Below are 19,959 nucleotides of genomic sequence, written 5' to 3'. Positions count from 1 at the left end.
AGCCCGATGTCCACCAGAGCCCGATCTTTTGCGATTAGCCAATCTTTTTCCGGTATTGACGGCGTATCAGCACAGATACACCATGCATGCCGCTTAGGCTCCCATGCGATGAACCGTCTCCGTGTCACCCCCGGCCCGGTCCTGGCGCTCACCGCCCTGTGGGTCACCACGCGCGGCCTGATGCTGTGGGTGCTGGTCCACGACAGTGCCCCGCTGCTGGGCCGGGGTTCGGTGGCCCGGGAGGTGCGGCGGCTGTACTTCCACTGGTACGGCGTCCTCGCGCACGGCACCTTCCCGGCGCACGACACGCTGTGGCAGTACCCGCCGGGCGCGGGCGCGGTGCTGCTCGCTCCGGGCCTGCTGCCGTGGCTGACGTACGTTCAGGCGTTCGTGGTGCTGACGCTGGCCGCCGACGCGCTGGTGGCGGCGGCGCTGGTCCGCGCGGGCAGGCGCCCCGGGCGCAGCCTGCTCGGCGCGGCGATGTGGACGGGCGGGCTGCCGCTGCTTCTGCATCTGCCGCTCGCCCGGTACGACGTCGAGGTCACCGCGCTGGCGGTGCTCTCACTGCTGGCGCTGTCGCGCTCCCCGCGCGCGTGCGGCGTGTTCGGGGCGCTGGGGGCCCTGGTGAAGGTGTGGCCGGCGCTGGTGCTGCTGGGCACGCCCCGGGGCCGGGGGACGCGTACGGCCTGGGGGTGGGCGGTGGCCGTCGGGGGCGCCTCGCTGGGCCTGCTGGCCCTGCTGTTCGACAACACGCTCTCCTTCCTGCGGCAGCAGGGCGGTCGCGGAGTGCAGATCGAGTCGCTCGGCGGCACGGCGCTCGATCTCGCGCGGCACGCCGGCTGGTCCGGGCGGACCCGCTACCAGTACGGCGCCGTCGAGCTGGTCGGCCCGTACGTGCGCGCCGTGGCCGCCACCTCCCTCGTGCTGACGGCCGTCGCCCTCGGGCTGCTGGTGCTGTGGCGGACGCGGGCCCGGCGGTGGACCGAGGCCACGCCGTTCGACGCGGCACTGAGCGCGGTGCTGCTGTTCACGGTCACCAGCCGGGTGATCAGCCCCCAGTACATGATCTGGCTGGTGGGCCTGGCGGCCGTGTGCCTGACCTCGCGGCACACCAGCCAGCGTCCGGTCGCCGTGCTGGTCCTGACGGCGGCCGCGCTGAGCACCGTGGTGTTCCCGATGCACTACCGCGAGGTCGTCGCCGGCTCCTGGACCGGCTGCCTGCTGATGCTGGCCCGCAACGGGGCGCTGACGGCCGCCGCCGTGCTGTCCTTCGTCCGGCTGTGGCGGGACGCGCTGCCCCCCTTCGAAAAGAGCGGGCAAACAACGGAACCCCGAAGCGATTCCGACCGTCTTCCGGATCGAGCGCTAACCATCTCTTAACCGGGTATTACCGAACATTTATACGCTCCCGGCCTGTGGACCCCATGTACCCAGATCTGCCAGACCCGCACCACACCGAGCCCGCGCGCACGGCCCAGGTCGGTGTCGTCGTCATCGGCTACGACGACCGCGCCCACGTGGGCGACGCGGTGCGCTCGGCGCTCGCCCAAGGAAACGCGGTCGCCGAGGTCGTCGCCGTGGACGACTGCTCCACGGACGGCAGCGCCGAGCTGCTGGAGCGGCTGGCCGCCGACGAGCCCCGGCTGCGGGTGGTGCGCCGGGACACCAACAGCGGCGGCTGCGGCAGCCCGCGCAACACCGGCATCGACGCGGTGACGGCGCCGTACGTGATGTTCCTGGACAGCGACGACGTGCTGCCGCCCGGCGCGGTGGACGCGCTGCTGACGGCGGCGACGGAGGCACGGGCGGAGGTGACGAGCGGGTTGTGCGTGCGCCGGGAGCTGCCCGCCGGGCGCGACCAGCCCTGGCAGGCGTCCCTCTACACGGCGCACACCGTCCTCACGCACCCCTCGCAGCGGCCCCGCCTGGTCCACGACACGCTGTGCGTCAACAAGCTGTACCGCACCGACTTCCTGCGCGAGCACGGCATCCGCTTCCCCGAGGGCCGCTTCCTCTACGAGGACATCGTCTTCACCGCGCGCGTGCTGGCCGCGAGCCCGCGCCTCGCGCTCGTCCCGGACCAGGTCTACGTCTGGCATGTGCGCCGGGCCGCCGAACAGCTGTCGCTCTCGCTGGACCGGGAGCGCATCGGCAACTGGAAAGCGCGCGTCGAAGCCTGCGCACTGGCGTACGACATCCTGCTCGGCGCCGGGCAGAAGGAGCTGGCGCGGGCCGCGCGGGCCAAGTTCCTCGACCACGAGGTGCGCATGTACACGCGCGAGCTTGGGTTGCGCGACGTGGACTACCGGCGCGCGTGGTGGGCGCACACCCAGGAGTACCTCGCGCGCTACGACGCCGCCGACTGGGAGCTGAACCCGGCCGCGCCCGGCAGGCTGCTCGGGCGGGTCGTGCTGGAGTCGCCCGAGCCCCGCGACCTGCCCCGGCTGCGTGAGCTCGCCGCCCGCCCGGCACGGCTGCTGCCGCCGTACGCCCGCACGCCCGACGGCGTCCCCGTCTGGTCCACGGACCTGCCCCAGGTCACCCTGGCCCCGCTGCTGACCCACCCCGTACCGCTGCTGCCGCTCGCGGTGGACGCGGAACTGTCCCCGCGCGCGCGTGCTTCGCGGCTGCGCCTGCGACTGCACGAGCTGTACGGCAGGCTTGCCGAGGCGGGCCCGTGCGAGGTGGACGTCGCGTGGCACGCGCGCGACGACGAGCGCAGGGCGTGGAGCGCGACGGCCGCTCTCACCCCGGCCGGCGCGGGCACCTGGTCGGCCGACCTGCCCGTCGACCTGGCGGCGCTCGGCGCGGGCACCTGGGACCTGCGTCTGACCGTGCGCTGCGCGGACGGCGCACAGCGCGACGTCACGGCGCACGCCCTGGCGGGCGCCGGCCGGCTGCGCCGACGCGCCGTGCCGAGCCTCCGCTACGGCGTGCTCCTGGTGCAGCCGTACGCCACGCATTCCGGCACGCTGGCGCTGCGCGTGGCGACGGGTGTGCGCGGGGTATGGCAGGTGGCCCGCGGCAGGCTCCGCCGCCTGTTTCACTGAGACCGACCGGCCGCGACAGGCCACAGGATGAGGGGACGGCCCATGACCTGGCTGATCACCGGCGGAGCCGGCTACATCGGGGCGCACGTCGTGCGTGCGATGACCGAGGCGGGCGAGCGCACGGTCGTGTACGACGATCTGTCCACGGGCGTCGCCGAGCGCCTGCCGGCGGAGGTACCGCTGGTGCGCGGCTCCGTCCTGGACGCGGACCGGGTGGCCCGCGCCCTGGCCGAGCACGCCGTCACCGGGGTCGTGCATCTGGCGGCGAAGAAGCAGGTGGGCGAGTCGGTGGACCGCCCGCTGCACTACTACCGGGAGAACGTGGAGGGCCTGCGCGTCCTCCTGGAGGCCGTGACGGCCGCGCGGATCCCGTCCTTCCTCCTTTCCTCCTCGGCGGCGGTCTACGGCATGCCGGACGTGGACCTGGTCACGGAGGAGACCCCCTGCCGTCCGCTGTCCCCCTACGGCGAGACGAAGCTGGCCGGCGAATGGCTGGTGCGGGCCACCGGCCGGGCGACCGGCCTCGCGACCGCCTCCCTGCGCTACTTCAACGTGGCGGGAGCGGCCACCCCCGAACTCGCCGACACCGGTGTGTACAACCTGATCCCGATGGTCTTCGAGAAGCTCACCGAGGGCGCGCCGCCGCGCATCTTCGGCGACGACTACCCCACCCCCGACGGCACCTGCGTCCGCGACTACATCCATGTGGTCGACCTGGCCGAGGCGCACGTCACGGTCGCCCGCGCCCTGCGCTCCTCCCCCGGCACCGACCTCACCCTGAACATCGGCCGCGGCGAGGGCGTGTCCGTGCGCGAGATGATCGACCGCATCAACGCGGTCACCGGCTACGACCGTGCCCCGACCGTCACCCCGCGCCGCCCCGGCGACCCCGCGCGCGTGGTCGCCTCCGCCGACCGCATCGGCACGGAACTGGGCTGGCAGGCCAAGTACGACGTCCAGGACATGATCACCTCGGCCTGGGAGGGCTGGGTCCGGCTCCACCCGGAGGCGGCGCGGTCGTAGGCCGCGCGGATGACCGACCCGGCCGATGCCCGGCTCGTCGAGCGCGCCGTGGGCGCCGTGGTCGGGTCGGCCGTCGGCGACGCCCTGGGCGCACCGTTCGAGTTCGGCCCCGAGAACGCCTTCTCCGCCCGCTTCCCCCACCCCGGACAGGGTGGCGGCGAGATGTGCGGCGGCGGAGGCTGGAACCCGGGCGAGGCGACCGACGCCGATGGGCGCTGACCGAGCGGCTGGTCGGCCTCACAGCGCCTTGAGCGCCCCCGCCGTGGCGCGGGCCAGCTTCTCCAGGTATCCCTTCGGCGGCTTCGGCGAGCGGATCACCACCGCCCGCCAGTACAGCGGTCCGGAGATCAGGTCCAGTGCCAGGTCGGCGTCCACGCCGGCCCGCACCTCCCCCCTCTCCTCCGCCGCCGCCACGATTCTGCTGGCCACACCCTCCTGACCGTCCCGCAGCGCCTTCTGGAAGGCCTCCGCGAGGTCGGGATTGCGGGCGGCCTCCGCCTGGAGGTCGGGGATGATCTGCGAGGCGACCGGGTGGCGCAGGGCACGGGACGTGACCTCGTACAGCAGGCGCAGGTCGCCCTCCAGAGAGCCCGTGTCCGGGACGGGAAAGCCCAGCACCGCCATCGCGGAGACCACGTCCAGCACCAGGTGCAGTTTCGAACGCCAGCGCCGGTACACCGCCGTCTTGCCGACCCCCGCCCGCCGCGCGATCCCCTCGATGGACATGCGCGCGTACCCGACCGCCGCCAGTTCCTCGAAGACGGCCGCCCGGATGGCCTCGGTCACGTCCTCCCGGAGCACCGCGGCCCCGGCGGGGGACCTGCGGCGCGGACGCTTCGGGGCCTCGTCGGCGTTCGTCGTCATGACGCACAGCATAGGGCGTTACGACGAAACGGTTGCGTTCCGACGTCGATTGGTTCTACGCTCACGTTGCGACGATACGGTCCCGTCCCGACGTAAGAGAACGTGAAGAGAAGCGTAAGGAAACGCCGGACGGCGGCCCAGGCCCGGCTCAGCCCGGAGCCACCCCCCTCCCCCCGAGCGAAAGCAGCGGATGTGAGCCAGGTCCTCCACACACCGCCCCCGACCCAGGCCCCGGCCGACGACGACCTCGCGGCACTCGCCGCCCGGCACGGCCTCACGGTCAGCGGAGCCCGCCCCTCCCTGCCGGAGTACGTCGGCCAGCTGTGGGCCCGCCGCCACTTCATCACCGCCTTCGCCACCGCCAAGCTCACCGCCCAGTACAGCCAGGCGAAGCTCGGCCAGGTCTGGCAGGTCATGAACCCGCTGCTGAACGCGGCGGTCTACTACTTCATCTTCGGCGTGCTCCTGGGCACCAGCAAGGGTGTGCCGGACTACATCCCGTTCCTGGTGACGGGCGTGTTCATCTGGACGTTCACGCAGAGCTCGATCATGGCGGGCACCCGCGCGATCTCGGGCAACCTCGGCCTGGTCCGCGCCCTGCACTTCCCGCGCGCCTCCCTGCCGATCTCCTTCTGCCTCCAGCAGCTGCAGCAGCTGCTGTTCTCGATGACCGCGCTGGTCGTGATCATCCTGTCCTTCGGCATCCCGGTCACCCCGCGCTGGCTGCTCGCGATCCCCGCGCTGGTCCTGCAGTCCGTCTTCAACGCGGGCGTGTCGATGATCATGGCCCGGTGGGGCGCCAAGACCCCGGACATCGCCCAGCTGATGCCGTTCGTGCTGCGCACCTGGATGTACGTGTCCGGCGTGATGTGGAGCATCAGCAAGCTCACCAAGAAGGACCACCTGCCGCACATCGTCACGGTGCTGCTGGAGACCAACCCGGCCGCGGTCTACATCGACCTCATGCGGTACGCGCTGATCCACAGCTTCCACGGCTCGCAGCTGCCCCCGCACGTGTGGGCGGCGGCCGTCGGCTGGGCCCTGGTCGCGGGCATCGGCGGCTTCATCTACTTCTGGAAGGCTGAGGAGACGTACGGCCGTGGCTGAGCACACCGAAGCGAAGATCCCCACCGTCATCGCCGACGGCGTCGACATCGTCTACCGCGTCAACGGCACCGGCGCGGGCCGTGGCACCGCCACCGCCGCCCTCAACCGCATCATGCGCCGCAAGCAGGCCGAGAAGGCGGCGGGCGTGCGTCGGGTGCACGCGGTGAAGAACGTGTCGTTCACCGCGTACAAGGGCGAGGCCGTCGGCCTGATCGGCACCAACGGGTCCGGTAAGTCCACCCTGCTCAAGGCGGTCGCCGGGCTGCTCCCGGTGGAGAACGGCCACATCTACACCGACGGCCAGCCCTCCCTGCTGGGCGTCAACGCGGCCCTGATGAGCGACCTCACCGGCGAGCGCAACGTCCACCTCGGCGGGCTCGCCATGGGCATGTCACGGGAGCAGGTCAAGGAGCGGTATCAGGACATCGTCGACTTCTCCGGGATCAACGAGAAGGGCGACTTCATCACCCTTCCGATGCGCACCTACTCCTCCGGCATGGCGGCCCGGCTGCGGTTCTCCATCGCCGCCGCCAAGGACCACGACGTCCTGCTGATCGACGAGGCCCTGGCCACCGGTGACCGCAAGTTCCAGGTGCGCTCCGAGGAACGGATCCGCGAGCTGCGCGCGCACGCGGGCACGGTGTTCCTGGTCAGCCACAACAACAAGTCGATCCGCGACACCTGCGAGCGGGTCCTGTGGCTGGAGCGCGGCGAGCTGCGCATGGACGGCCCGACGGAGGAGGTCATGAAGGAGTACGAGGCCTTCACCGGCGACAAGAGCGACAAGACGGCGAAGAAGCCGGCCGCCAAGAAGGCGGCGTGACCGGGACGGCGGCCTGAACGGAAAGACGGCGCAAAAGCCAGCGTGACCAAGAAGGTGGCGTGAAAGTTACCGGAAGAGAAACCCGGGGACGCGGAACGCCGTCTTCCTGCATGAGCCGGCTCTTACCCCCGCCACGGTTATCCCTTTCATCCGCTTAGTGACAGTATGTTATGAAGGGTCGACCGAAGCCGCTACCGAAGGAGTCCACTACGATGCCCCAACTCAGCGTCATCGTCTACGGACCGAACGCACAGGGGCATCTGACAGAGCTACTGGATGCCCTGGAGGCCCGCCCGCTGCCGGACGCCGAGGTGGTCGTCGCCGCGGTCGGCGACTGGGCCCGCGAGACGGCCGAGGGCCACGCGCCCGAGACGGTCGTCGTCCCGCTGCCCGAGGGCACCGGTGACGCGGCGGCCCGGGCCGCGGGCGCCGCCCGGGCGTCCGGGCGCTGGCTGCACTTCGTGCACGCCAAGGACGGCCTGCCGGCCGGCGCACCCCGTCTGATCTCCGAGCGGACCGCCGAACTGGACGCCACCGGCACCCCGGTCGACGTCCTTCTGTTCGACCACACCACCACCACCTGGCAGACCGCCGCCTCCCCCTCCCGCGACGGCCGCTTCCTCGCCGCCGTCGGCCGCGAGAGCCTCCCCCTGGACGAGGCCGCCGATCTGCTGCGCCTCACCCCGCTGCTCGGCAACCGCGCCCTGCGCGCCGCGTACTGGCGGGCGCACGAGCCGCGGTTCACCACCGAGGACGAGCCGCACGCCGCGCAGACGGCCCTGCTGCACGCCGACCGGGTCGCCTGCCTGAACCAGGTGGCCTACGACAACCGTGAACTGCGCCCCGAGAGCCTGCCGCCGCTCGTCCCCGAGGACCGGTTCGCGCTCATCGAGCGCTACGAGTCCCTGCTGCCGCTCACCCGCGACCGCCGCGCCCCCCGCGCGGTGCTGTACGACCTGATGATGCGCGACCTGGTGCGCACCTTCGCCGGTGAGAACCTGCCCGACGCGGTGGCCCGCGAGTTCTTCCGCCGGGCCTCCCTCGCGGCCGTCCGCTGGCGCCCCGAGCGCCACGAGCGCCCGGCCGGCGTGGAGGGCGTACGCCACGCGCTGCTGGAGGAGGGCGCGTACACCAAGTACCGCGCGTTCCAGGCCGCCAACCGCGCCCGCCGCGCCGCCAAGAAGACCGTGCGGACCCGCAAGCGCCAGGTCGGCGCCAAGCTCCGCGACCAGCAGTACCACCGCGCCCTGAACCGCCCGGTCGACCCCGGCCTGGCCGTGTTCGCGGCCTACTGGGAGCGCGGCGTGGCCTGCAACCCGGCCGCGATCGCCGCGAAGCTCGCCGAACTCGCCCCGCACATCCACCGGGTGTGGGTGGTGTCGAAGGAGAACGCGGCCCTGCTCCCGCCCGGCACGGACCACGTGGTCCCCGGCACCCGCCGCTACTGGGAGACGCTGGCCACGGCCAAGTACCTGGTCAACAACGTCAACTTCCCCAACGCGGTGGTCAAGCGGCCCGACGCGGTCCACCTGCAGACCCACCACGGCACCCCGCTCAAGCGCATGGGCCTGGACCAGATGGAGCACCCCGCCGCCGCCAAGGGCCTGGACTTCGCCGCCCTGTTGGGCCGCATCGACAAGTGGGACTACAGCGTCAGCGCCAACAGTCACTCCACCCGCATGTGGGAGCGCGCCTACCCGGCCCGCTACACCTCCCTGGACCACGGCTATCCGCGCAACGACGTCTTCTACACCGCCACGGCGGCCGACGTCCGCGCCGCCCGCGCCCGCCTCGGCATCGCCCCGGGCAAGACGGCCGTCCTGTACGCACCCACCCACCGCGACTACGAGGCCGGCTTCACTCCGCGCCTCGACCTCGCCGCCTTCGCCGACCGCCTCGGCGAGGACACGGTCCTCCTCGTCCGCGCCCACTACTTCTACGGCGGCGCGGCCTCGCCGCTGACCGGTCTGCGCCGCTCCGGCCGGATCATCGACGTCTCCTCCTACGACCCCGTCGAGGAGCTGTGCCTGGCCGCCGACGCGCTGGTCACGGACTACTCGTCGATCATGTTCGACTACGCGAACCTGAACCGCCCGATCGTCGTCTACGCCGACGACTGGGAGACGTACCGGACCACCCGTGGCGTCTACTTCGACCTCATGGCGGAACACCCCGGCCAGGTCGCGCGCACCCAGGAGGAGCTGGCAGAGATCTTCGCCTCCGGCGCCTGGCGCGACGAGAGCGCGGCGAAGGCCCGGGCCGCGTTTCGCCGCCGGTTCTGCGAGTACGACGACGGACGCGCCGCCGAGCGGGTCGTACGACGGGTGTTCCTGGGCGAGCCGGAGGAGGCGCTGCCCCCGGTGATCCCGCTCGAGGAACGCACCCCCGCCCCGACCCCCGAGGAGGCCTCGGCATGACGACCCCCGACGTGACGGTGACGGTCATCGTCTTCAACGACGCCGCCCGCCTTCCCCGGGCGGTCGCGTCCCTGCGCGCGCAGACCCACGCGAACATCGAGATCATCATCAGCGACGACCACTCGACGGACGAGACGCCGACGGTGGCACGGCAGTTGGAGGCGCAGGACGACCGCATCCGCTACCTCCGCCTGCCGGAGAACAGCGGCGGCTGCAGCGCCCCGCGCAACCGGGCCATCGAGATCGCCCGGGCGCCGTACCTGATGTTCCTCGACAGCGACGACGAACTCCCGCCCCGCGCGGTCGAGTCACTGCTCGCCGCGCACCGGGAGCGCGCGGTGGACTTCACCATGGGCGCGGTCCGGCGGGTCCGGGTGGACAACGGCCGCCGCACGACGTGGATGCCGCACCTGGTCACGGAGCACCGCACGGTGGAGGGCATCGAGGCGGACCCGCGTCTGCTCTTCGAGCACCTGTCCACCAGCAAGATGTACGCCCGGTCCTTCCTGGACCGCCACGACCTCCGCTTCCCCGAGGGCATCCACTACGAGGACCAGCTGTTCTCGGCGCAGGCGTACTGCCTGGCGAAGGCGTTCACGATCGTCCCGGAGCCGGTGTACATCTGGTACATCGACCCGTTCGCCGCGGCCGCATCGGCGTCCATCTCCAACCAGCGGCACAAGGTCACGAACGTCCGCGACCGGGTCCACGTGCAGCGCCTGATCGACGACTTCCTGCTGGAGAGCGGGCACGCGGGGCTGCGGGAGGACAAGGACTTCAAGTTCCTCAAGCACGACTTCCGCATGTACGCGGGCGACCTGCCGTACCGGGACGCCGAGTGGCTGGCGGCCTTCGCCGAGATCATGAACCCGTACCTGGAGACCCTGTCCCCCGGTGCGTACGCCCGGCTGCCGCGTGCGGAGCGGGTGGTGCTGGAGCTGCTGCGGGCGGGCCGCCCGGCCGACGCCCAGCTGGCGGCACGCGGACTGGGGCATGGGGTGGCACCGCGCGAGGTCACGGCCGACGAGGCGGGGGTGCCGTACTGGGGCGACGGCGTCCCCGACTCCGACCGTGGCCGCCGGGAACTGGACCTGTCCGACCTGGAGCTCGACACGCGCCCGTTCCCGACCGCCCAGTTCCGTCACGAGATCACCGAGCTGACCCGCGAAGACGGGGCCTGTCTGACCCTGGCGATCCGCACGTACGACCCCGGTCTCCGCCTGCCGGTCGGCCCTCAGCGCGCCGGCCTGCTGCTGGCCCCCGGCGGCCGCCGGATGACGGTCCCCTTCCGTCTGGATCCGGTCCGCCCCGGCGTCTTCGAGGGCAGCGTCCGCCTGGACCTCGCCGCCGCCCCGATCCCCCTGCAGGGTTTCCAGGGCATCCGTCACCCCCTGGTCCGCCTGAACCAGCAGGGCCTGTCGAACTCGGGGCTGCTCCTGGCGCCTCTCGACTTCCCCACGGCCACGGCCCGCATCGACTACCACTCCGGCGCGACCCCGCACGAGGTGACCATCGAGCCGGAGAACCGCAACCCCGGCCGCCTCCAGATCCGTTGGCGCCCGGTGGGCGTGACGGCGCGAGTGATCCGCCCGGCGATCAAGAAGATCGCCCGGCCCCGGGTCCGCAGGGCGGCGAAGCTGGTGGCGAGCCTGCTGCGGTGAGGGGCCCGCTGGGCGCCTGAGCTCCACGTGATCGACGCGGCCGGGGGTGGCGGCACCCACCCCCGGCCCGCGGCGGCTCAGTCCTCCACTCGGTACAAAACCTGCCCGCCCGGGCCGGCGGTCACCTTCCGCAGGCCGGGGCCGGCCAGGCCCGCCGGCCCCACGACCCACCGCGCCCGGTACTCCCGCAGAATCCCCCGCCGCTCCGCCGCGGACGTCCCCGACGCGAAGTACCGCGTGACCGCGGCCTCTCTCCGGGCCGCGTCCGGCAGGAACACATCCGGATACCCGGGCGCCACCGTGTACGGCCCGTACGCCGGAATCTGCCGCTCCGGGAACGTGCGCGCCATCACCACGTCCCCGTACCTCACCCAGGGCGTGATCCACCGGTAACCGACCCACGGCGTCCGGTACTTCGCCGCCACCACCCCGGGCAGCGCATCCCGTCCGACCGCGTACCCGAGCGTCCCGGCCTGCGTCCACGCGCCCACGGCCAGCGCGGCGCCCAGCAGGCACGCCCAGGCGCCGCGCACCGCCCGCCGCCCGGCCGACACGACCTCCAGCGCGGCGGCGAGCTGGGCCGGGATCAGCGCGGCGGGCAGGGCCCGGCCCCAGGAGTAGTGCCCGGTCAGCCCGCCCGCGGCGAACACCACCGCGCCCAGCGCGAAGAACAGCACCAGCGGATCCCAGCGGTCCCGCCGCCACCGCAGCACCAGCGCCGCCACCCCCAGCAGCACCAGCCCGAACCGCCCGGCGAGGTCGTCGTACAGCGGCCGGTGGATCGCCTCCAGGCCCGCACCGGCGGAGAACAGCGAGAAGAAGTCGTAGTACGGCCACAGCCCCAGCAGCACCACGCCGAGCACGAGCCCGGCGCCGAGCCGCACCAGCACCGTCCGGCCCGGCCGTACGGCGATCACCGTGGCCAGCCCGCCCAGAGACGCCACGACCCCGGTGAACTGGTGACACAGCAGGATCAGCGCCCACAGCACCCCGAGTCCCAGCCACACCCCCCACGCGGCCTCCCCGCGCAGCGCCCGCGTCAGCCACGCCCAGAAGTGGAAGGCGAGGCCGAGCGCGAGGACGCTCGGGTACGAGACCGTCAGCGCCAGGGAGTTCAGGCCCAGGAAGCCGCTCCAGTTGAACAGCGTCGGCCCCCACAGCAGGAGCAGGCTCAGCAGCGCCAGCGCCGGTGCCGCACGGTGGGCGCTCAGAGTGCGCACATACCGCCACACCCCGGTGACCAGCAGCCCCAGCCCGGCCAGCGCGCCGATCCGCAGCACCACGAACACCGACAGACCGGTCAGCTTGGCGACGCAGCCCAGCACCAGCATCCACGGCGAGTAGTACGGGCTCGGCGTGTCCGCGTCGACCAGCGGGTTGCCGGGATGCAGCAGGTCGTGCCGCAGTCGCTGGATCGTGGCCGCGTGCATACCGAGGTCGCCCGCCCAGGGCAGGCGGACGACGACCAGGAGCAGCAGGACGAGGACGAGCGCGGCGGCGGCCTGCGGCAGCGTCCGGCCGGCCCGTGCGGTGGCGGTCGGCGGTGCGGGTCGGCTCACCCGTTCGATGTCAGAGGTGGCGTGCATCCTGCTGAAACACCCAGGTGCGGTAGACGACGAAACGGAATGCGGAGGCGAGCACGATCGACAGCGCTTTCGCCATGTTCGATTCGAGGACGCTGTGCAGACCAAGGCCGTGGTAACCGACCCAGAACAGGCTGATTTCCATGACGACGCCGAGGCCGCTGAAGACGAAGAACAGGATGATCTGGCTGCGGGTGCGTGAGGCACGGTCGCGATAGGCGAAAAAGCGGAAGCCGAGGTAATTGGTCGCCATCGCGATACAGCTGGCCAGGACGGTCGCGGTCATCGCCTGCCAACGCAGGCCGTGCAGCAGCAGGTTGAAGACCAGGAAATTGACCAGGACTCCGCTGCCGCCGACGATCCCGAATTTCACGACCTCCAGCACGACGTGCCTGACCGGCCGGGCCGGAGCCGGCGCGGGGGGTGCCGCCGGGCGGGTCTCGGTGAGGTTCACTGTCACATCGCAGACCCTATCCGAAACACACCGATTAGCAGGAAACGGTAAATTCGCCGCACGTTTTTCGCTAAGGACCGGCAAGAAACGGAACGCCCCGGACCGAATCTGCATCGGCCCGGGGCGTTCTCACCGTCGTACGGCTACGAGTGCGTGCGCAGCAGCGTCCGCATCGTCCGCATCGCCACCGACAGGTTGGCGAGGTCGAAGGAGTCCGAGCTGCGGATCTCCTCCAGGGTGGTGCGCGCCCGGCTCAGGATGGGGGCGTTCTTCTCCTCCCACGCCTTGAACCGCTGTTCCGGCGTCGAGGAGCCGTTGCCCACCGCGAGGACGTCCGCGGTGAGCGCCGCGTGGGCCGCGTACAGGTCCTCGCGGATGGAGGCGCGGGCCATGGACTGCCAGCGGTCGTTGCGGGGCAGCTCGCTGATGCGGTCCATCAGCTGCGTGATGTCGAGCCGGTCGGCGAGGTCGTAGTACACCTCGGCGACGTCCAGCGGCTCCTTGCCGGTCCGGTCGGCCACCGACACGATGTCGAGCGCCGGGAAGGCGGAGGAAAAGCCGGCCACGCGGGTGGCGGCTTCGTCCGGGACGCCGGCCGCGGACAACTCGTCGTACACGTGCTGGTACCACTCCTGGTCCGTGCCCTTGAGCAGCTTCGGCAGCTCCTGCCAGACCCGCTCGACCCGCTCGGCGAAGAACTCGACCGTCTCCGCGAGCTGGAGCGGCTGCGGCCGGTTGTTCAGCAGCCAGCGGGTGCCGCGCTCGACGAGCCGGCGCGAGTGGAGCCGGATCCGGGTCTGGACGTCCGCGTCGACCCGGTTGTCCAGTGCCTCCACCGCGTCCCACACCGGCGCCGAGCGGAAGATCGCGCGGGCCGCGGTCTGCGCCCGGACGATCTCCTCCAGGGAGGCGCCGGTCTCCTCGCGCAGGCGGTGCAGATACGTCGTACCGCCCGTGTTGACCGTGTCGTTGACCAGTACGGTCGTGGTGATCTCGCGGCGCAGCGGGTGGCTGTCGATCGCGTCGGCGAACCGCTCGCGCAGCGCCGTCGGGAAGTAGGCGTGCAGCAGACCGCGCAGGTACGGGTCGTCCGGCAGGGAGGTGGCCAGCAGCTCCTCGGCGACCGTGATCTTCGTGTACGCCAGGACGACGGCGGTCTCCGGGCTGGTCAGACCCTGGCCCTGGGTGAGGCGCTCGCGGATCTGGCGGTCGGCGGGCAGGAACTCCAGCGCCCGGTCCAGGTGGCCCTCGCGCACCAGGTGGCGCAGGAAGCGCTGCTGGGCGTGGAGCATGTCCTTCGCCTGGAACAGGGCGTTGGCCAGGGCGGTGTTCTGCGCGTAGTTGTTGCGCAGGACCAGCGCGCCGACCTCGTCGGTCATCTCGGCGAGCAGCTTGTTGCGCTGCTTGACGGTCATGTCGCCGTCCGCGACCAGGCCGTTCAGCAGGATCTTGATGTTCACCTCGTGGTCGGAGGTGTCCACGCCGGCGCTGTTGTCGATCGCGTCGGTGTTGATCCGGCCGCCGTGCAGCGCGAACTCGATGCGGCCGAGCTGGGTCAGACCCAGGTTGCCGCCCTCGCCGACGACCTTGACGCGCAGGTCGGCGCCGTCGACGCGGATGGCGTCGTTGGCCTTGTCGCCGACGTCCGCGTTCGACTCGGCGGACGACTTCACGTAGGTGCCGATGCCGCCGTTCCACAGCAGGTCGACCGGCGCGTGCAGGATCGCCTTCATCAGGTCGGCCGGGGTCATCTTGGTGACCTTGTCGGCGATGCCGAGGGCCTCACGGATGTGGGCGTTGATCGGGATCGACTTCGCGCTGCGCGGGAAGATCCCGCCGCCCGCCGACAGCAGGTCGGCGTTGTAGTCGGCCCAGCTGGAGCGGGGCAGCTCGAACAGGCGGCGGCGCTCGGCGTACGACGTCTCCGCGACCGGGTCCGGGTCGATGAAGATGTGCCGGTGGTCGAAGGCGGCGACCAGACGGATGTGCTCGGAGAGCAGCATGCCGTTGCCGAACACGTCACCGGACATGTCACCGATGCCGACGACCGTGAAGTCCTCGGTCTGCGTGTCCACGCCCAGCTCGCGGAAGTGCCGCTTGACGGACTCCCAGGCGCCCCGCGCGGTGATGCCCATGCCCTTGTGGTCGTAGCCCGCGCTGCCGCCGGAGGCGAACGCGTCGCCGAGCCAGAAGTTGTACTGCTCGGCGACCCCGTTGGCGATGTCGGAGAAGGTCGCGGTGCCCTTGTCGGCGGCGACGACGAGGTAGGTGTCGTCCTCGTCGTGCCGGACAACGTCGGCCGGCGGCACGACCTCGCCGGCGACCATGTTGTCGGTGATGTCGAGCAGCGCCGAGATGAACGTCTTGTAGCTGGCGATGCCCTCGGCCAGCCAGGCGTCGCGGTCGACGCCCGGGTCCGGCAGCTGCTTGGCGACGAAGCCGCCCTTGGCGCCGACCGGCACGATGACGGTGTTCTTCACCATCTGCGCCTTGACCAGGCCGAGGATCTCGGTGCGGAAGTCCTCACGCCGGTCGGACCAGCGCAGGCCGCCTCGGGCGACCTTGCCGAAGCGCAGGTGCACGCCCTCGACGCGCGGGGAGTACACCCAGATCTCGTACGCCGGGCGCGGCGCGGGCAGGTCCGGGATGGCCTGCGGGTCGAACTTCATCGAGACGTAGCCGTGCGGGTTGCCGTCGGCCGCGTCCTGGAAGAAGTTCGTGCGCAGGGTCGCCTTGATGACGGTCAGGAAGGACCTGAGGATCCGGTCCTCGTCCAGGCTCGCCACCTGGTCCAGCGCCGCGTCGAGCTCCTCGAGGAGGGCGTCGATCAGCTCCAGGCCGGCCTTCTGCCGGTCCGGGGACATCCGCGCCTCGAACAGGGAGACGAGGAGGCGGGTGGTGTGGACGTTGTTGCGGAGGGTGTCCTCCATGTAGTCCTGCGAGAACGTCGAGCCGGCCTGCCGCAGGTACTTGGCGTAGGCGCGCAGCACCATCGCCTGCCGCCAGGTCAGCCCGGCGCTGAGCACCAGCGCGTTGAAGCCGTCGTTCTCCGCCTTGCCTGTCCAGGTCGCGGAGAAGGCCTCCTGGAAGCGCTCGCGGGCGTCGTCGCCGAGGTAGTCACCGCCGGCCGCCTTCGGCATGCGCAGACCGAAGTCGTAGATCCAGGCGGTCGTGCGGTCCACGCAGCGCAGCTCGTACGGCCGCTCGTCGGTGACCTCGACGCCGAGGCGGCTGAGCACCGGCAGCACCTTGGAGAGGGAGACCGTGCCGCCCTTCTGGTAGATCTTGAAGCGGCGCTCCTCGGGCCCGGCCCCCACCGGCTCGTACAGGCTCAGGCTGAACGTCTTGTCCTCGCCGAGCTGCTCCAGATGGACCAGGTCGGCGACCGCGGCGCGCGGGGTGTGGTCGGCCTTGTAGCCCTCGGGGAAGGCGTTGTTGTAGCGGCGCAGCACCTCGGCCGCGTGCTCCTCGCCGCACTCGGCGGTCAGCGCCTCGGCGAAGGCGTCGGCCCAGGAGCGGGCGGCCTCGACCAGGCGGGCCTCGATGCGCTCCTTGTCGGAGTCGGACAGCTCGGGCAGCTCGGTGCCCTGCGGGACCCGGACGACGAAGTGCAGCCGGGACAGGATCGACTCGGTGTTCCAGGCGGTGAAGTCGACGCTGTTGCCGCCGAGCTCCTCCTTCAGGATGTCGATGATCCGCAGCCGGACACCGGTGGTGTAGCGGTCGCGCGGGAGGTAGACCAGCGCGGAGTAGTAGCGCCCGTACTCGTCCTGACGCAGGTAGAGCCTGAGCCGCCGGCGCTCCTGCAGGTACAGCACGGACGTGACGATGGACTGCAGCTCGGCGGCGGGCGTCTGGAACAGCTCGTCGCGGGGGTAGGTCTCCATGATCTGCAGCAGGTCACGGCCGTCGTGGCTGTGGGGCGAGAAACCGGCGAGCGCCAGCACCTCGTCCACCTTGCGGCGGATGACGGGGACGCGGCGGACGGAGTCGGTGTACGCGGCCGACGAGAACAGACCGAGGAAGCGCCGCTCACCGACGACATTGCCGTCCGCGTCGAACTTCTTGACGCCGATGTAGTCCAGGTACGACGGCCGGTGCACGGTGGCGCGGCTGTTGGCCTTGGTCAGCACGAGCAGCTTGTGCTCGCGGGCCTTGGCGCGGGCGTCGGCCGGGAGCCGCTCGAAGGAGGGGCTGACCGGGTGCTGGTCGTCCTTGGCGTGGTGCGGGTCCGAGCGCAGTATGCCGAGACCGGTGCCGGGCACGGCGGCGAGCGTGTCGTCCTCGCGCAGCTGGTACTCGCGGAAGCCGAGGAAGGTGAAGTGGTCGTCGGCGAGCCAGCGCAGCAGCTCGCGGGCCTCGTCGACCTCGGGCTTGGCCAGGTCGCCGGGGACGGGCTCGTTCGGGAGGTCGTCGGCGATCCGGGCCGCCGTGTCCCGCATCTTCTCCCAGTCCTCGACGGCCTCGCGGACGTCGGACAGGACGCGCAGCAGGTCGACGGAGATCTGCTTGAGGTCGGCGCGGTCCGTCTCCCGGTCGATCTCGACGTGGATCCAGGACTCGAAGTGCGCGTCGTGCGGGAGGTCGCCGCTGGGCGGGGTGGGCAGGACCTCGATCAGCTTGCCGGTGAGATCGCGGCGGACGACGAACTGGGGGTGGACGACGACGTGGATGCCGCGTCCCTGCCGCGTCAGCTCGTTGGTGACCGAGTCGACCAGGAAGGGCATGTCGTCGGTGACGACTTCCACGACGCTGTGACTGGAGGTCCAGCCGTTCTCTTCCACGGTCGGGGTGTGCACCCTGACGTTCGCGGTGCCCTGCGGGCGGGTCTCGGCGAGACGGTAGTGCGAGACCGCGGCGCCGAAGACGTCGACCGGGTCGCGGTCCGCGAGGTCTTCCGGGGCGGTGTGCAGGTAGTAGCGCTGGAGGAACGCGAGCACGGATTCGCTGTCCGGAGTGCCGGGGGTGCCCTCGCTCGTCGTCCCGGTCGGTAGGTGCCCCCCGACCGGGCTGTTCTCAGCTACCCGTGCGGCCCTCGCGAGCAGCTCGGCCTTGGCTTCGTCCAGCTTGGTCTGCATTGTCCTCTGGCTCCTGTCGCGCGCCGTTGCGTGACGTAGAAGGAAGTACGGTCTCTTCCCCTCCGGCGTAACGCCACGGCCCGGGGTGTCCGGTTCGTTCCGACGCTATGCCGCGAGGTGAGATGAGCGGGGGGAATTCGGCCATTCTCGGCACGCCCGTCGCGTGTGACGCCGCTCTCGTCGGCGCCGCGATCCGGGGCGTCCTCGGCGTCCAGGGGGCATCGGCGCCCCCGTCCCGCCCGCGAGGACCAGCGACCGCCGCCCGGTCACGGAGGTGCTCCGTGCTACCCGGGCGCAGGGCAGGAGCAGGATCGCCCCCGCGAACTATCGCGCTGATCACGCCACCAGGCTATCGCTCCTCACCCCGCACACGTCATGAGCCGTATGTGTACAAAAGAGGGGTCAGAACTTTGACGTTCTGCACAGGGGCGGGGTCGGGGTGGGTGGCGTATCGGGCCATACCTGCCCATGCCGCTGCGGGCATGCGAGACCTGCCCCCGGGCCGGCCACAGCACAAGGAGTCGTTACGGCGCGGCCCGCACGGGCAGTTCCCTCAGGCGACCAGCCGCTCCGCCTCGACCACGGCCTCGGCCAGCGTGTCCACCACCGGGACTCCCGCGCCTTCGAGGCTGGCCCGGCTGTGCGATCCCCCCGTGTACAGCACGGCCCGCGCGCCCACGTTCCCCGCGGCGACCGCGTCGTCCGCGGCATCCCCGATCACCACGGTCCGCGAGGGCGACACCGCCGCCCCCAGCGCCTGGAGATGCCGCACCATGTGCTCGGCCTTGCTGCCCCCGGACGGCCCCGTCCGCCCGTCGACCCGTATGAAGTGCGTCTCTATGCCGAAGCCCCGCACGAGCGGCACCAGCTCCTCGTGCCCGTACATGCTCAGCAGCGACTGGCTGCGGCCCGCCGACCGCCAGCCCGCGAGCAGCTCCGCCGCCCCCTCGGTCAGCCCGCACCGCACCCGGTGGTCGGCGTAGTGCCGATGGAACACCCCGTCCATCAGCTCCCACTCGGCGTCGCTCGGCAGCCGGCCCAGCAGCCGCTCGTAGAACTTCGGCACCGGCACGCAGTACAGCGACCGGTACTGCCCCAGCGTGATCGGCGCGAGCCCCAGCTCGGCGAAGGCCGCGTTCGTCGCCCCGATGATCGCGTCATTGTCGTGGAACAGCGTGCCGTTCCAGTCCCAGACGATGTGCGCGTTTGCCTGCATCCCCATGTCCAAGACGGTACCCGCCCCCACCGACAGCCCCGTCGGGCGGTCGCGTAAGGCCAGGTCAGCCGGGGTCAGGCCGGCCCGACCAGGTTGGGGATCTCCTGCGTGGCGTACCAGAGCAGTTCGTGGTCGTCCGCGCCGTCCACCACGGACTGCGCATCGTCGTCCCCGCCGTCCGCCGCCTGGAGCGCCTCCGCCGCCGCGGCCACGTCCGGCTCCGCGTCGTCGGCGTCGACGTGCACCGCAGCCGCCTTGGCGAGCGGCACCGTGATCGTCACGCCGACCTCGCCGAGCGCGGCCGGCTCGGCCCCCCGGCCGGGGTCGGCGCTCGCCGCTCCGTCCGGCACGTCCACGGCGACCACGACCCGGCGCCGCGCCGCACCGGGATCCGTCGCGAGCAGCCGCAGGGAGGCCAGCGCCGCCCGGCCGAGCGCCGCGTACTCCAGCTCCTCGATGTCCTCGGAGACGTACCACTCACGCAACGCGGGCGTGACGGCGTACGCCACGAAGGGGCCGCTCCCCAGCTCACCCGTCCTGTGTGCCTCGGCGAGACCGGGAAGGGTCAGGGGGACGTAGACGCGCATACTGGCCGCTCTTTCCTGCTCAAAGGCTCCGCTCGGGCCCCGGGGAGAGCGGCTGGCGCGTCTCCCGGAGGGCCTTCAGGATACGTGCGCGTCCCC

13 protein-coding genes and 1 pseudogene are annotated in these 19,959 nt (G+C 71.6%); 8 read left to right on the top strand and 6 right to left on the bottom strand.

The genetic code is table 11. The annotated features are described in order from the left end of the window. The first annotated feature begins 108 nt into the window (after positions 1 to 108). The 4 genes and pseudogenes from AB0N17_RS06290 to AB0N17_RS06275 all read left to right on the top strand — a co-directional run. Entirely contained in the window at positions 109 to 1,380 is a 1,272-nt protein-coding gene (locus AB0N17_RS06290) for a glycosyltransferase 87 family protein (protein WP_366009965.1), read from the top strand. Between the two features lie 44 nt (positions 1,381 to 1,424). Next, positions 1,425 to 3,050 carry a glycosyltransferase family 2 protein gene (locus AB0N17_RS06285; RefSeq protein WP_366010222.1) on the top strand — a complete coding sequence of 542 codons (1,626 nt, stop codon included), beginning with the start codon at positions 1,425 to 1,427 and terminating at the stop codon, positions 3,048 to 3,050. Between the two features lie 42 nt (positions 3,051 to 3,092). Beyond that, positions 3,093 to 4,073, top strand: a complete 981-nt coding sequence (gene galE, locus AB0N17_RS06280) for a UDP-glucose 4-epimerase GalE (protein ID WP_366009964.1) — start codon at positions 3,093 to 3,095, stop codon at positions 4,071 to 4,073. A 9-nt stretch (positions 4,074 to 4,082) separates the two neighbouring features. Further along, positions 4,083 to 4,277, top strand: a pseudogene (locus tag AB0N17_RS06275) (ADP-ribosylglycohydrolase family protein); the annotation flags it as partial. Positions 4,278 to 4,310: 33 nt separating this feature from the next. Here the strand turns inward: AB0N17_RS06275 and AB0N17_RS06270 are convergent. Further along, positions 4,311 to 4,937 (bottom strand): TetR/AcrR family transcriptional regulator, encoded by a 627-nt coding sequence (locus tag AB0N17_RS06270; protein ID WP_366009963.1) that lies wholly within the window; start codon positions 4,935 to 4,937, stop codon positions 4,311 to 4,313. 192 nt (positions 4,938 to 5,129) lie between these two features. Here AB0N17_RS06270 and AB0N17_RS06265 point away from each other — a divergent pair, with 192 nt between their 5' ends. The 4 genes from AB0N17_RS06265 (at position 5,130) to AB0N17_RS06250 (ending at position 10,945) form a co-directional block, all read left to right on the top strand. After that, the gene (locus tag AB0N17_RS06265; protein WP_366009962.1) at positions 5,130 to 6,044 is read left to right on the top strand and encodes an ABC transporter permease; all 915 of its coding nucleotides are present in this window, start codon (positions 5,130 to 5,132) and stop codon (positions 6,042 to 6,044) included. Continuing rightward, positions 6,037 to 6,867, top strand: coding sequence for an ABC transporter ATP-binding protein (locus tag AB0N17_RS06260; protein WP_366009961.1), 831 nt, complete (start codon positions 6,037 to 6,039; stop codon positions 6,865 to 6,867). The genes AB0N17_RS06265 and AB0N17_RS06260 overlap by 8 nt, the downstream gene beginning before the upstream one ends. Before the next feature lie 212 nt (positions 6,868 to 7,079). After that, the gene (locus AB0N17_RS06255; RefSeq protein WP_366009960.1) at positions 7,080 to 9,284 is read left to right on the top strand and encodes a CDP-glycerol glycerophosphotransferase family protein; all 2,205 of its coding nucleotides are present in this window, start codon (positions 7,080 to 7,082) and stop codon (positions 9,282 to 9,284) included. Then, entirely contained in the window at positions 9,281 to 10,945 is a 1,665-nt protein-coding gene (locus AB0N17_RS06250; RefSeq protein WP_366009959.1) for a glycosyltransferase family 2 protein, read from the top strand. Before AB0N17_RS06255 ends, AB0N17_RS06250 begins: the two co-directional genes overlap by 4 nt. A 77-nt stretch (positions 10,946 to 11,022) precedes the next feature. Here AB0N17_RS06250 and AB0N17_RS06245 read toward each other — a convergent pair whose 3' ends face one another. From AB0N17_RS06245 to AB0N17_RS06225, 5 genes are all read right to left on the bottom strand, one after another. Beyond that, positions 11,023 to 12,456 carry a hypothetical protein gene (locus AB0N17_RS06245; protein ID WP_366010221.1) on the bottom strand — a complete coding sequence of 478 codons (1,434 nt, stop codon included), beginning with the start codon at positions 12,454 to 12,456 and terminating at the stop codon, positions 11,023 to 11,025. A gap of 58 nt (positions 12,457 to 12,514) precedes the next feature. Further along, a complete protein-coding gene (locus tag AB0N17_RS06240) occupies positions 12,515 to 12,982 on the bottom strand; it encodes a GtrA family protein (protein ID WP_366009958.1) in 468 nt (155 codons plus the stop codon). Between the two features lie 143 nt (positions 12,983 to 13,125). After that, positions 13,126 to 18,060 (bottom strand): NAD-glutamate dehydrogenase, encoded by a 4,935-nt coding sequence (locus AB0N17_RS06235; RefSeq protein WP_366009957.1) that lies wholly within the window; start codon positions 18,058 to 18,060, stop codon positions 13,126 to 13,128. Between the two features lie 553 nt (positions 18,061 to 18,613). After that, the gene (locus tag AB0N17_RS06230) at positions 18,614 to 19,282 is read right to left on the bottom strand and encodes an HAD family hydrolase (protein WP_366009956.1); all 669 of its coding nucleotides are present in this window, start codon (positions 19,280 to 19,282) and stop codon (positions 18,614 to 18,616) included. Between the two features lie 68 nt (positions 19,283 to 19,350). Continuing rightward, positions 19,351 to 19,863: a hypothetical protein gene (locus tag AB0N17_RS06225; RefSeq protein WP_366009955.1), complete on the bottom strand. Its 513-nt coding sequence runs from the start codon at positions 19,861 to 19,863 to the stop codon at positions 19,351 to 19,353. Positions 19,864 to 19,959: the final 96 nt, after the last annotated feature.

Origin of the sequence: Streptomyces sp. NPDC051133, from assembly GCF_040682635.1 — a bacterium.
Classification (GTDB): Bacteria; Actinomycetota; Actinomycetes; order Streptomycetales; family Streptomycetaceae; genus Streptomyces.
The sequence above is the reverse complement of the archived record's forward strand: the minus strand, read 5'-3'. Positions and strand labels throughout refer to the sequence as shown.